9 protein-coding genes are annotated in these 12,602 nt (G+C 55.7%); all 9 read left to right on the top strand.

The genetic code is table 11. The features are described from left to right. The first annotated feature begins 334 nt into the window (after positions 1-334). The 9 genes from DMG62_07690 to DMG62_07650 all read left to right on the top strand — a co-directional run bounded on the left by DMG62_07690 (position 335) and on the right by DMG62_07650 (position 12,502). Positions 335-823, top strand: coding sequence for a cell division protein FtsL (locus DMG62_07690; GenBank protein PYY23538.1), 489 nt, complete (start codon positions 335-337; stop codon positions 821-823). Between the two features lie 234 nt (positions 824-1,057). Next, the gene (locus tag DMG62_07685) at positions 1,058-3,223 is read left to right on the top strand and encodes a penicillin-binding protein (GenBank protein PYY23537.1); all 2,166 of its coding nucleotides are present in this window, start codon (positions 1,058-1,060) and stop codon (positions 3,221-3,223) included. A 67-nt stretch (positions 3,224-3,290) separates the two neighbouring features. Beyond that, positions 3,291-4,811 carry a UDP-N-acetylmuramoyl-L-alanyl-D-glutamate--2,6-diaminopimelate ligase gene (locus tag DMG62_07680; GenBank protein ID PYY23536.1) on the top strand — a complete coding sequence of 507 codons (1,521 nt, stop codon included), beginning with the start codon at positions 3,291-3,293 and terminating at the stop codon, positions 4,809-4,811. Continuing rightward, entirely contained in the window at positions 4,808-6,205 is a 1,398-nt protein-coding gene (locus DMG62_07675; protein PYY23535.1) for a UDP-N-acetylmuramoyl-tripeptide--D-alanyl-D-alanine ligase, read from the top strand. Before DMG62_07680 ends, DMG62_07675 begins: the two co-directional genes overlap by 4 nt. Before the next feature lie 57 nt (positions 6,206-6,262). Further along, complete coding sequence (locus DMG62_07670) at positions 6,263-7,396, top strand: phospho-N-acetylmuramoyl-pentapeptide-transferase (GenBank protein PYY23534.1); 1,134 nt, start codon at positions 6,263-6,265, stop codon at positions 7,394-7,396. Positions 7,397-7,432: 36 nt separating this feature from the next. Continuing rightward, the gene (locus DMG62_07665) at positions 7,433-8,821 is read left to right on the top strand and encodes a UDP-N-acetylmuramoyl-L-alanine--D-glutamate ligase (protein PYY23638.1); all 1,389 of its coding nucleotides are present in this window, start codon (positions 7,433-7,435) and stop codon (positions 8,819-8,821) included. After that, positions 8,821-9,912, top strand: a complete 1,092-nt coding sequence (gene ftsW / locus DMG62_07660; protein PYY23533.1) for a putative lipid II flippase FtsW — start codon at positions 8,821-8,823, stop codon at positions 9,910-9,912. Before DMG62_07665 ends, ftsW begins: the two co-directional genes overlap by 1 nt. A 3-nt stretch (positions 9,913-9,915) precedes the next feature. Continuing rightward, a complete protein-coding gene (gene murG / locus DMG62_07655; protein PYY23532.1) occupies positions 9,916-10,980 on the top strand; it encodes an undecaprenyldiphospho-muramoylpentapeptide beta-N-acetylglucosaminyltransferase in 1,065 nt (354 codons plus the stop codon). A gap of 55 nt (positions 10,981-11,035) precedes the next feature. Continuing rightward, positions 11,036-12,502, top strand: a complete 1,467-nt coding sequence (locus DMG62_07650; protein PYY23531.1) for a UDP-N-acetylmuramate--L-alanine ligase — start codon at positions 11,036-11,038, stop codon at positions 12,500-12,502. Positions 12,503-12,602: the final 100 nt, after the last annotated feature.

Below are 12,602 nucleotides of genomic sequence, written 5' to 3'. Positions count from 1 at the left end.
GGGCTTTAGCCCCGAAGAATTTTGGGTATCCCAAGGAGGTTGGCCGGGCAGCATCGTCCTACCGGATGGACTTAAGGGCGAAAGAAGGAATCCACAGCACACCTACCTCATCGAGCGGTGCTGTCCCGGTTAAACAAGTTTAGAAGTTGGGCAAGTGAATAAAAGGAGGTCGACGATGTACACAGGGAGACTGATTGACGAGCTGATCCAAAGCGTGCAGCGCGCCGAGGTTGAAGCGCACATCAACCGCGAAGAAGAACTCATTGAGCAGTTCCTTCACCATGCTCAGCTACACGACGCTTCCTATATTCACGTCCATGCTGGAGTAGCGTAAATGGCAACCCAGGCAATCACGGGCGGCTATCGCATGTGGCAGCCGGTTGGCCCGGCTCGGCGATCGACGCGCAAATGGGGCGGAGTTACGCCCGAGATCTACTTCAATAAGGCCATCGACAATTCGCGTCTCGTGAAAGTTGCGGATCCAAAGCGAGCGCGCGAAGTGGCCATGTTCTCGGTCTCGCTTGCCGTGCTGTTTCTCTTCACGATGATTTACGCGTGGCAGCACCTCAGCTCGATCGAGTGCGGCTACAAGATCGAAGCGCAGAAAATTGAGCGCGATGGCCTGCTTGAGCAGAACCGTGCATTGCGTCTGCAGGAGGCATCATTGCGCGATCCTGAGCGTATTGAACAACTCGCAGCCAGAATGGGATTGGTGGCTCCACAGGCGGGTCAAGTCATGCACCTCGAAGCGACCATTGATCCAACAGCTCCGGTGATGGCGCGGGCATCCGGCATTCAGGTTGTTGAGAGCAATTGGCAGTAACTCAGGCAATCACGCAATAAGCAACAGGCGAAAACCCGGACCTTGCATTCTTAGCCTACTGCCTACTGCTTAGCAGTTCAATTTTCGCGGGATTTGACCCGCGGCTTTGTGGTGGCCCTGGAGAACCAACCGGGCCGCCACTCACGTTTGTGAGGGCAATAGCGATAAGGCAGGTCTTCAGTTGGCCTGTTACCTATCTCCTACCGCTTATTGCGTTGCCCTGGTGACCACGGCATGACTGCAACCGCAAAGAATGAAGGCCGTCTCCGACTGTCGCTCTTTGCGGCATTTTTTTGTCTGTGGATTCTCGCCATCTGCGGGCGCCTACTTTGGTTACAAGTCCTTGACTACGGGTTCCTGACGCAAAAAGCGGTCCGCCAGCAGCAACGAAGCATCGAAGTCTCTCCCCCGCGGGGCATCATTTACGACCGGAAGGGACGCGAGCTGGCAATGAGCATCCAGGTGGACTCCGTCTTCGCAGTTCCCTCCGAAATTCCCGATCAGGCGAGCACGGCAAGGTTGCTGGCGCACATTCTCAAAGCTGATCCCAAGGAGATGCTGGCGAAGCTCGAGTCGTCGCGCTCGTTCACATGGATCGCGCGCAAGCTCGACAATAACGTCTCAGCACGACTTCGCGCGCTGAACCTGAAGGGGATTTACTTCGAGAAAGAACCGAAGCGCTTTTATCCAAAGAATGAGTTGGCCGCACAGGTAATCGGGTACGTAGGGATGGACGATGATGGCCTGGCGGGGATCGAGCGCTCATTCAATCAACGCCTGAGCGGACGTCCTGGGAAAATGCTTATCTCGATGGATGCCCGCCATCGCTGGTTCGGACGTGTAGAGAAGAATCCGGAGTCAGGCCAGAACCTCGTTTTAACCATCGACGAGGACATCCAGCACATCGCCGAGAAGGAGCTTGAGGCAGCGATGGAAAAGACCCACGCTGAAGCCGGCACTGTCGTAATTCAGAATCCCAAAACAGGAGAGATCCTGGCGCTTGCCAATCGTCCTACGTTTAATCCAAATAACTCGCGAGGACTCGATCTCAAATCCCTCAAGAATCGCGCTGTAAGCGATATTTACGAGCCGGGTTCGACGTTCAAGATGGTAACGATTGCCGCGGCTCTGGAAGAGAAGATCACCAATCCCAATGAAGTATTTGACTGCCAGATGGGATCAATCATTGTCGGTGGGGTTCGTATTCACGATTGGAAACCTTACAGCCTTCTTACCGTCAGTGAGATTCTCGAACGCTCTAGCGACGTAGGCGCCATCAAAATCGCTATGCGCTTGGGTGAGGACCGCATGTACAAGTACATCCGCGGCTTTGGCTTTGGCTCCCAAACCGGGATTGAACTTTCCGGCGAAACCCGTGGCATTACGAAGCCTGTGAGCCGTTGGTCGAAGATGAGCATCGGCGCGATCTCGATGGGACAGGAGATCGGCGTCTCGCCATTGCAGTTGGTCTCGATGACTTCAAGCATTGCGAACGATGGGATCTGGACGCCGCCTCGCATCGTTGCCGGAAGCACTCCTGTCTGGCAGGGACCCACAGGACCACCACAAACGGTGGTCTTTCGACCCGGTCAGCAACACAGGGTTATTTCCTCTTTCGCGGCCGCTCAGATGAAGCGAATGCTGGAGGGAGTGGTGCTGCAGGGCACAGGAAAGAAGGCTATCCTGGACGGGTACACTTCCGCTGGAAAAACGGGCACGGCACAGAAGATCAATCCAGTCACCCATCGCTATGATCGTGTGCAGCATATCGCTTCGTTTTCCGGCTTTGCGCCAGTAAACAATCCGGCGATTACGGTCACGGTAATCCTTGATTCACCGGTTGGCGCGCATCACGGAGGAGACGTGGCAGCGCCAATTTTCAATCGCATTGCCCAGCAGGTACTCGAGTATCTCGATGTTCCACACGATATCGAGGTAAGGAATCCGCAGCGCATGCTGCTTCGCGCCAAAGCTAAACCCGAAGAAGAAATGGAAGGCTCGCCAGACCACGTGGGCGAGGAGGTCGCGGACAATGATAATCAGCAGGATGAAGGCGCTACTGTCGCATTTGCGACGCCGAGCTATGGAGTCATTCCTGCTGCGTATAGTTCCGCAACCACGGTTGCAATGCAGCCCAGCGCAACGAATGACGCTGATTCAAGCAGGGCAGACGCTTCTCCGGCTGCACTGCCGAAGACCGGGACGGTTGTGCTCGATGTCGAATCCACACGAACGGTCCCTTCATTTGTTGGCAAGCCAGTGCGCACAGTGATTGAAGAAAGCGAAAAGGCAGGACTGGAAGTCGATATCTTCGGCTCCGGCGTGGCACGCCAGCAGAATCCTCCGCCAGGAGCGCGCCTGCCCATTGGCGGGCACGTGACAGTGCAATTTGCGCGCTAGACCTTTGATTTTTTCTAGGTCTTTACCTCATTAATCAATGGAATCTACCCCACTATAATCGCCTCAAATGAAGTTCCGAGAAATCATGCGCGATGTCGAGGCGGTCTCAATCGTCGGCGATGCCGATATTCAAGGTGTCGCCTACGACTCGCGCAAAGTTCGTCCCGGATTCCTGTTTGTCGCCATGCGCGGGGAAGTCAACGATGGCAATCGGTTCACTGAAGCCGCGGTTCGTGCAGGCGCTGTCGCAATTGTTTCGGAGTCGAAGGATGCGACTCCGCATGCTGGCATCGCGCTTGCCAGGGTGGCACACGCACGCAAGGCACTGGCGCGAATTAGCTCCAACTTCTATGGCCGACCCGCAGAAAAGTTGAAGCTGACTGGAGTGACAGGCACGAATGGTAAAACCACGACAACCTTCGTCGCCGAGCACATTTTGCGGAGCGCCGGGAAATCCGTGGCGATGATCGGAACGATCGAGTATCACGTTGCGGGTCGGGTCATCCCTGCGCTTCACACGACACCGGAGTCCTTGGAATTGAACGAGATGTTCGACGAAGCTGTGCGGTCCAGTGCCGGCGAAGGGGTCATGGAAGTCTCGTCGCACGCCCTGGAGCAAGCGCGCGTCTACGGACTTCACTTCGACGTCGCAGTGTTTACGAACCTGACACGAGATCATCTCGACTATCACCGCACCATGGAGGCGTACTCCGCCTCAAAGCGAAAACTATTTGAGTCGAATAGCAGTGCTCCACCTCGGGTAGCGGTCATCAATGGGGACGACCTGTTTGGCCGCACGCTTTATGAAACCGCGAAGTGCAGCGGTTCTGAACTCGTCAGCTATGGTCTCAACCCCGCCTGCAATGTGACGGCAGAAAACATCGAGTATCTACCTACTGGAACTCGCTTTCGTCTGCGGCTTGAAGGAAAGTGCGTCACGTGTGAATCGCGACTGCTTGGCGAGATCAATGTCTACAACGTCTTGGCCGCGGCTTCTGCGGCGTTCGCTCGTGGATGTACCCTCGAGCAGATTCGCAACGCTACTGCCTCGTTCCAGCGAGTGCCGGGCCGATTTGAGCTTATTGATTGTGGACAGCCTTTTATCGTCGTGGTTGACTATGCGCACACCGACGATGCCCTGCGCAATCTTGCACGCATTGCGCGTCAGCTGCGCGATAAGCAGAAGACACGAGGCCGGATCATCACACTCTTCGGCTGCGGCGGCGATCGCGATCGCACGAAGCGTCCCCTGATGGGACGTGCGGCGGGAGAGGGCAGCGATTTTGTCGTGCTTACGTCCGACAATCCTCGCAGCGAGGATCCACAAGCCATAATTGCCGACGCTCTGCCGGGGCTGTTGCAAACCGGAACTCTGCACGCGGTCGAGCCCGACCGCCGCAAGGCGATCGCGCTTGCCATCAGCGAAGCCCGGGAAGGCGACATAGTTCTGCTCGCCGGAAAGGGTCACGAGAAATATCAGATCACGCGCGAAGGCACCTTCCCTTTCGAAGAGGTGCAGATCGCCAAAGAGAACCTGATCAATCAAGGCTACAAGACGCTCGTTCGTCAAGGAGCGCCGGTCGCATGAAGTTGCCTTTGTGGCGGGTTGCAGAGTTCATCGAAGCTTCCCGCAAATTCGATAGCGAGCAGGTGGCTTCCGGCTATTCGATCGACTCTCGCACAATTCAACCGGGAGATCTATTTTTCGCGGTCAAAGGCGAACGGCTCGACGGTCATGACTTCGCCGCCGGGGCGCTCAAGTCCGGCGCGGTTGCTGCTGTGATCGCGCAAGATCAAGCTCAGCGCTTTGCCGGCGAATCGAGAATCCTCATCGTGAATGACACGCTTGCTGCGCTTCAGCGTTTGGGAGCCGCAGTTCGAAGGCTTTGGGGCAAGCGCCTGATCGGTGTCACTGGATCAGCCGGGAAGACCACGACAAAAGATGTCATCGCGCATCTGCTCACCTCGCGTTTTCGGGTTCTTAAATCCCTGGGCAATCTCAACAACCATTTCGGATTGCCGCTACAACTTCTGAGGCTTGAATCAGAGCATGACATCGCAGTCATCGAGATGGGCATGTCACACACCGGGGAGATCGCCGCGCTGTGTGAAATCGCCAAGCCGGAGTGGGGTGTGATCACATCCGTCGCTCCCGTTCATCTCGAATTCTTCCCAGAAGGAATCGCCGGCATCGCCCGTGCCAAGTACGAGCTGATCGCCGCCCTGCCATCTGGGGGCATGGCCATTCTGAATGCTGATGATCCTTACGTCTCGCAATTTGGGCGCGATTTTCATGGAAAAGTGATTTTGTTTGGGATTGAACATCCCGCTGATGTTTGCGCAAAGCGGATTGAAGATCTTGGTCCTGGCGGATCGCGCTTTCAACTGGCGGCCAGCGGCGTGAACACTGTGCTGGAGTTGCCGCTGCTCGGTCGTCATAACGTCATGAATGCCTTGGCCGGGATCGCCGTCGCGCTGGAGGCTGGTATCACGCCAACGGAAGTAGCAGCCTCACTGGTGTCGCTCAAAGCTCCGGACAAGCGCGGACAGGTTACGGAGATCGCCGGTGCTACGGTCATCAATGACTCTTACAACTCCAATCCCAAAGCACTGGATGCCATGGTGGACGTTGTGGCAGCGTCACCTGCCAAGCGTCGCATTATTGTGGCAGGCGAGATGCTGGAGCTTGGTCCTACGGCTCCCGAACTGCACCGCGAATGTGGGAATCACATTGCACAACGCAAGATCGATATTCTGATCGGAGTGCGCGGGCAGGCACGTCTTATAGTGGAAGGTGCCGCATCCGGTGGAGTTAGTGCGACGTTTCTCGCCGAGCCAGAACAGGCAGGAGACTGGCTTGCGGATAATCTCCGGCCTGGTGATGTGGTCTTGCTAAAAGCATCTCGTGGAGTTCGGCTGGAACGGGCGCTTGAACAGCTAAACGAAAGGCTGCATCTCGCGAGTCCGGCGGGTACATCTTGAATTGGCGCCGATGTGGGATCGCCCTTCTTAATCGATATTGATTAGCGCGGAGGAAGATTGCTTTATTGGCTGTTGTATCAGAAGTTGCACACTCTCTTTCCTCCTTTCCGCATCTTCAGCTACATCACCTTCCGCACAGCCTTTGCCAGCCTTACCGCGTTGTTCATGGGGATGATCGTAGGTCCGGCGATCATTCGGCAATTGCGTGAGTTTCAGATTGGGCAATACATCAGGGAAGAAGGCCCGGCAGCCCATCAGAAGAAGGCAGGGACTCCGACCATGGGCGGAGTCCTCATCGTAGTAGCCATTATCGTTCCTACGCTGCTATGGGCTGATCTGACCAACCGGTACATCTGGATGGTCGTCCTCTCGACGCTGGCGTTTGCTGCGATTGGTTTTTCTGACGATTATCTAAAGATCGTCCACCATCGCAATCTTGGCCTTACCGGGCGTTCGAAGCTTGGTCTGCAGATCGCCGTTAGTGTGATCATTGCGGTTGTGCTTGTCGCCATGCAGGCAGTCGGACAATATTCCACACACCTGATGGTTCCATTTATAAAGCGCTTTCGACCGGACCTCGCAATTGGCTCACTGCTGCAGATGCCGCATCTGTGGATCGTCGCGTTTTTGCCATTCATTTTTTTCGTTGTTTTGGTGATTGTGGGATCAAGCAATGCAGTGAACCTGACAGACGGACTGGATGGCCTTGCAATCGGCTGCACGATCGTTGCAGCGGCCGCGTTGACGGTCCTGACCTATGTAAGCGGTCATTCACGTTTCGCGGAATATTTGGAACTCCAGAAGATGCCTCAGGTCGCCGAACTCACCGTATTCTGCGGCGCGATGGTGGGATCCAGTATTGGATTTCTTTGGTACAACGCGCATCCTGCTGAAATCTTCATGGGCGACGTGGGCTCACTCGCTCTTGGTGGCGCGATCGGAACGGTGGCAGTCATTATCAAACAGGAGCTTCTGCTTCCCTTCATCGGCGGAGTCTTTGTCCTCGAAGCGCTCTCGGTCATCCTACAGGTAGGTTCTTACAAGCTGCGCAAAAAACGCATCTTCAAAATGGCGCCGCTCCATCATCACTTCGAATTAGTCGGCTGGTCGGAGTCGAAGGTGATCGTGCGTTTCTGGATTGCGGCGCTCGTGTTTGCACTCTTTGCTCTTACGACGCTCAAACTCCGATGAAGTTTCCAATAACTCATGGCAGAATGGCAGATGGCGATGGATGTAAAAGGAAAACGCGTGCTCGTCGTGGGATTGGGAAAATCCGGCGTAGCATCCGCCCAGTTTCTTGCCGCTCGGGGCGCGCGTGTCACTGTCTCTGATACTCGCAGCCAAAACGAGCTGAAGAATCAGATTCCTGCTCTGCTTGATCGTGGCATTGCTGTCGAAACCGGCGGCCACGGCGAGCGCACATTTCGCGATCAGGATTTGATCGTGGTGAGTCCGGGCGTACCCTGCGATATCCCACAGCTAACGCGTGCTCGCGCTCAAGGGATTCGCGTGATCGGAGAGATCGAACTTGCAACGCGATTTTTGAGGGGCAAGATCGTTGCTATCACCGGCTCCAACGGTAAGACCACCACAACCACTCTTTGCGGAGAGATAATAGCCAGCGGCAGTCAGCGAACCCTGATCGGCGGGAACATTGGAACACCAGTGATTTTGCTGGTGGAAGATTCCACGGATGATACCGTCAACGTAATCGAAGTTTCGAGCTTTCAACTCGAGACGATCGAAACCTTCCATCCTTCAATTGGCGTCGTTCTGAACATTACGCCTGATCATCTCGATCGGCACGGCAGCATGGAGACGTATACAGCCGCCAAAGCACGAATCTTTGAGAATCAGACTGCGTCCGACTACTCCGTGTTGAATCTCGACGATTCCGGCAGCGCCGGGCTTGAAACGCGTACGAAGGCCCAGATTTGCCGGTTCACCCGCAAGCGGGAACTCAGCGGGGAACAGGTTGGAGCATTTGTGCGAGAAGGCGAAATTTATTGGCGTGATTTCGAACGCGAAGACAAAATCATGCCGGTTTCAGAGATTCCGCTAAAAGGCGCTCACAACCTCGAAAATGTATTGGCCGCTGTATCTGTTGGCCGTCTTTGTGGTTGCGATGGGACCACTATTCGGGACGCAGTGCGAAACTTCAAAGCGGTGGATCATCGCCTTCAGTACATCGCTACCGTTGGTGGAGTGGAGTACTACAACGATTCTAAGGCAACGAATGTTGATGCCACCATTAAGGCAATCGAATCTTTCCCCGGCAATATCCACCTGATTCTCGGTGGCAAAGACAAAGACAGCGATTACGCGCAGATGAACGACCTGCTGCGCGAGCGCGTCAAGCGCGTGTACACCATCGGCGCAGCGGCCGAGAAGATTCGCTCGCATGTGCAGTCGGCAGTCGAGGTGTTGCCTTGCAAGACACTCGACAACGCCGTCGAGCATGCGCGTGATCTCGCGCAGCCTGGAGACGTTGTCTTACTAGCTCCTGCTTGCTCCAGCTTCGATCAATTCGAAAACTATGAGCACCGCGGACGCACCTTCCGGGCCCTGGTCGAGCAATTCGCGAGCCCTGCAGCCGCAGGGCAGGAGCGCCGCTGATGGCGAAGCGCGTCAGCGTTGATCGCTGGCTCTTCGGCGGCACTCTCCTTCTTGTTCTTCTTGGATTGGTCATGGTCTTCAGCGCTTCGGCGGTGATTGCCAAAGACCGTTTTGGATCTCCATACACGTTTGTCCTGCGCCAGATCGGTTGGTCATTTGCCGGAGTGCTCGCGATGGTCGTACTCATGCGTGTGGACTACCGCAAGCACAAACATCCAGCCGTGGTCTTCACGTTACTTGGAGTAACGACAGTATTGCTCGTCGCGGTGCTGTTCCTCGACCGCTCACACAATACTCATCGATGGATACGCTTCGGCGTGCTCTCGTTCCAACCATCGGAACTCGCAAAGCCGGCTCTCATCCTTTTTCTGGCTTTCTTCCTGGAAACGCGTACTGCTGCCATCGGCGACTGGCGACGAACGCTCGTGCCTGCCGTGTTACCGAGTCTGATCTTCTCGTTGCTAATTGTGAAGCAGCCTGATCTTGGCACCGCTCTCGTGTGCATGGCCATGACTGCCTCAGTGCTCTTCGTCGCAGGTATGGAGTTGAAATATCTCGGCTACGGCGTGCTGGCCAGCTTGCCAGCGCTCTATTACCTCCTCTTTGATGTCGGCTTCCGCCGGCAGCGCATGCTGGCCTTTGTGAATCCCTGGGCCGATCCGCAGGGCGCCGGTTTCCACATGATTCAGTCATTAATCGCGGTGGGCACTGGTGGCATTACCGGCATTGGACTCATGGAAGGAAAGCAGAAGCTCTTCTATCTTCCGGAGCCGCACACAGACTTCATCTTTGCCGTTATCGCCGAAGAACTCGGATTGTTGGGAACGATGGCGGTAGTTGGACTCTTTGGCGTGCTCTGCTATCGCGGGATGCGCGCGGCGATTCGGACATCGGATTTGTATGGTCGCTTTCTCGCGATCGGCATCACCGGCACCATTGCCATTCAGGCCTTCTTCAACATCAGCGTCGTTCTGGGCCTGCTCCCAACTAAGGGAATTCCGCTGCCATTCATCTCCTACGGCGGTAGTTCACTGTTCATCACTTTGGCCTGCGTAGGTGTACTGCTGAACATCAGTCAGCAGGCAGACTAATCGATGCGTGCCGCGATCGTAGGCGGAGGCACCGGCGGTCACGTAATTCCAGCGTTGGCTATCGCGCGCGAGTTGCGTCACCTCTACGCGGCGGAAATCATTTTCGTGGGCACCAATCGGGGAATCGAGACTCGCCTCGTTCCCCCAAGCGGCTTCGAGTTGCGGCTGGTGCAAGTTGGGCAGCTAAAGGGCGTCAGCCTTGCTCGCCGTGCCAGAACGCTGAGCGATATTCCGCGTGCGCTCCTCGCATGCTGCAAAATCTTTGCGGAGTTTCGCCCTCAAGTTGTGATCGGAGTCGGTGGATATGCCTCTGGTCCCGGAATGCTAACGGCTTTGCTGATGCGTATTCCCACTCTGGCCTTCGAGCCTAATCTCGTCCCGGGATTCGCCAACCGAGTTGTAGCCCGTTACGTGAGTGCGGCCGCGGTGCATTTTGAGCAGACCAAGAAGTTTTTCGGTAATGCTCGGGTTACTGGTGTGCCAGTGAGGCAAGAATTTTTCAGCATCGCCCAGCGCAGATTCTCGCCCCCTGGCTCACTGCTTGTCTTCGGAGGCAGTCAAGGTGCTCGAATCCTCAATCAGACGATGATCGACGCCATCCCAAAATGGCGCGAGCTCGGAATTAAAATTCGCCATCAAACCGGAGAGCGCGATTTCGAGAGAGTCGAAGCTGCTTATACGCAGGCAGACTTACAAGTGCAGGTGAACCGGTTTATCGACGATATGCCGTCCGCATTTGCTGAGGCGGATGCGGTCCTATGTCGCTCTGGGGCGAGTACTGTGGCAGAGATCACCGCCGCTGGAAAACCCGCAGTTTTCGTTCCGTTTAAGTTAGCTGCTGATGATCATCAGCTTAAGAACGCTCAGGCACTCGAGAGCGCCGGTGCCGCGCGCCTGATTCCAGAGTCGCAGCTCAACCCCGCTCGGCTGAGCGCAGTCGTCGCAGAGATGCTAGGCGATCCGGCGGTACTGGCCAGCATGTCAGACAAAGCGCGATCGCTTGCACACCCGAATGCAGGAAAGGAGATCGCGGAGTTAGCTGCTCGTATAGCTAAGAACGGAACGTAACCAATTTTGGCCGCCTGTTCTCCTGTACCCTGTTCTCTGCAACTTGGTTTCTAGCATGTTCGCCAAAGTTCAGCGCATTCATTTCGTAGGCATTGGCGGTATCGGTATGAGCGGTATCGCCGAGGTACTGCTTAATCTGGGATACAAGATCTCGGGTTCAGATTTGCGCGAGTCGTCCGTGACGCAGCGCCTCGCAAGTCTGGGGGCCATCGTCTTTATTGGGCATCGTCCGGAGAACATCACCGGCTCCGAAGCAGTTGTCACGACCTCTGCCGTCACGCGCGACAATCCAGAGATTCAGGCTGCCCGAGCGCAGCACATACCAGTGATTCCCCGAGCCGAGATGCTTGCCGAACTCATGCGCTTGAAATATGGAATCGCTATCGCCGGCATGCACGGCAAGACCACAACAACGTCGATGGTTGCCGCTGTGCTGGCGGCAGGCGGACTGGATCCTACCGTCGTTGTCGGCGGCCGCGTTGATGCCATGGGATCGAACGCGCGGCTGGGAAAGTCGCAATACCTGGTTGCCGAAGCCGATGAGAGCGACAGGTCGTTTTTGAAGCTCTCGCCGATTTTGTCGATCGTTACGAACGTCGATCGCGAGCACATGGATTGCTATCGCGATATGGATGATGTGGAGCAGGCGTTCGTCGATTTCATGAATCGGGTTCCCTTTTATGGTGTAGTCATTGCCTGCCAGGACGACGAGCGCCTGAGTGGGTTGTTTCCACGACTGGAGCGTCGCGTGATCACGTATGGGACGAGCGACGCCTCGGCATTTTGCGCCCAATTGCTGGACGACCGTTGCCGCTCCGAAGATGGACGCCCACACAGCCGATTCGAAGTCGTGAACCGCGGAAAGAAGCTCGGAGAATTTGATCTCCGAGTACCCGGCCACCATAACGTACTAAATGCAACTGCCGCGGTTGCGGCGGGAATTGGACTCGATATCCCTGTGGCGAAGATCGCGGAGGCGCTGGCAGAATTTCGCGGCGTAGATCGCCGCTTTCAGTTTAAAGGCAAAATCGGCGGAGTAAGTGTGGTCGACGACTACGGGCACCATCCAACCGAAATTCGAGCAACACTTGCAGCAGCGCGGCAATGCGGATTCGACAAGATTCACGTTATCTTCCAGCCGCATCGCTATACCCGAACGCGCGATCTAGCCGAAGAATTCGCGACCGCTTTCGAAAACGCCGACACGCTTCAACTGCTCGATATCTATGCGGCCAGCGAAGAGCCCATTCCTGGAATTACGGCACAGGCACTGGTGAAGCGCATAGTTTCTACTGGAAAACAATTTGAATACGTGGCTTCATTTGCTGAAGCTGCAAGTCAGGCTGTCTCTCATGCAAAGAACGGAGATCTCGTCCTGACGCTCGGTGCCGGCAGCGTGCATCAAGTGGGGCCATTGGTCTTGCGAGAGCTCGAGAAGAGAACTGCCCTTCACAAATCGGGTGATCCTTCCATGAGTTCATCCGACGAAGTCCGATCACCCGATCACCCGATCATTCGATGACCCGATCTGCCGAAAACTCAATTCAAAAAACTTTCTCCAGCCTCGATTTCCTGCTCTGAAATTTCGCCATTTGCGGTTATAGTTGCGAGTACGGCGATTT

It is taken from the genome of Acidobacteriota bacterium (genome assembly GCA_003225175.1).
GTDB lineage: Bacteria > Acidobacteriota > Terriglobia > Terriglobales > Acidobacteriaceae > Gp1-AA112.
Note: the sequence above shows the minus strand (reverse complement) of the source record. Positions and strands in the feature narration are given on the sequence as shown.

What these genes read in the sequence shown, in the direction of transcription:
- DMG62_07665 (PYY23638.1), top strand. Translation starts at nt 7,433, where the DNA reads ATGGATGTAAAAGGAAAACGCGTGCTCGTCGTGGGATTGGGAAAATCC.
- murG (PYY23532.1), top strand. Translation starts at nt 9,916, where the DNA reads ATGCGTGCCGCGATCGTAGGCGGAGGCACCGGCGGTCACGTAATTCCA.
- DMG62_07690 (PYY23538.1), top strand. Translation starts at nt 335, where the DNA reads ATGGCAACCCAGGCAATCACGGGCGGCTATCGCATGTGGCAGCCGGTT.
- DMG62_07675 (PYY23535.1), top strand. Translation starts at nt 4,808, where the DNA reads ATGAAGTTGCCTTTGTGGCGGGTTGCAGAGTTCATCGAAGCTTCCCGC.
- DMG62_07650 (PYY23531.1), top strand. Translation starts at nt 11,036, where the DNA reads ATGTTCGCCAAAGTTCAGCGCATTCATTTCGTAGGCATTGGCGGTATC.
- DMG62_07685 (PYY23537.1), top strand. Translation starts at nt 1,058, where the DNA reads ATGACTGCAACCGCAAAGAATGAAGGCCGTCTCCGACTGTCGCTCTTT.
- ftsW (PYY23533.1), top strand. Translation starts at nt 8,821, where the DNA reads ATGGCGAAGCGCGTCAGCGTTGATCGCTGGCTCTTCGGCGGCACTCTC.
- DMG62_07680 (PYY23536.1), top strand. Translation starts at nt 3,291, where the DNA reads ATGAAGTTCCGAGAAATCATGCGCGATGTCGAGGCGGTCTCAATCGTC.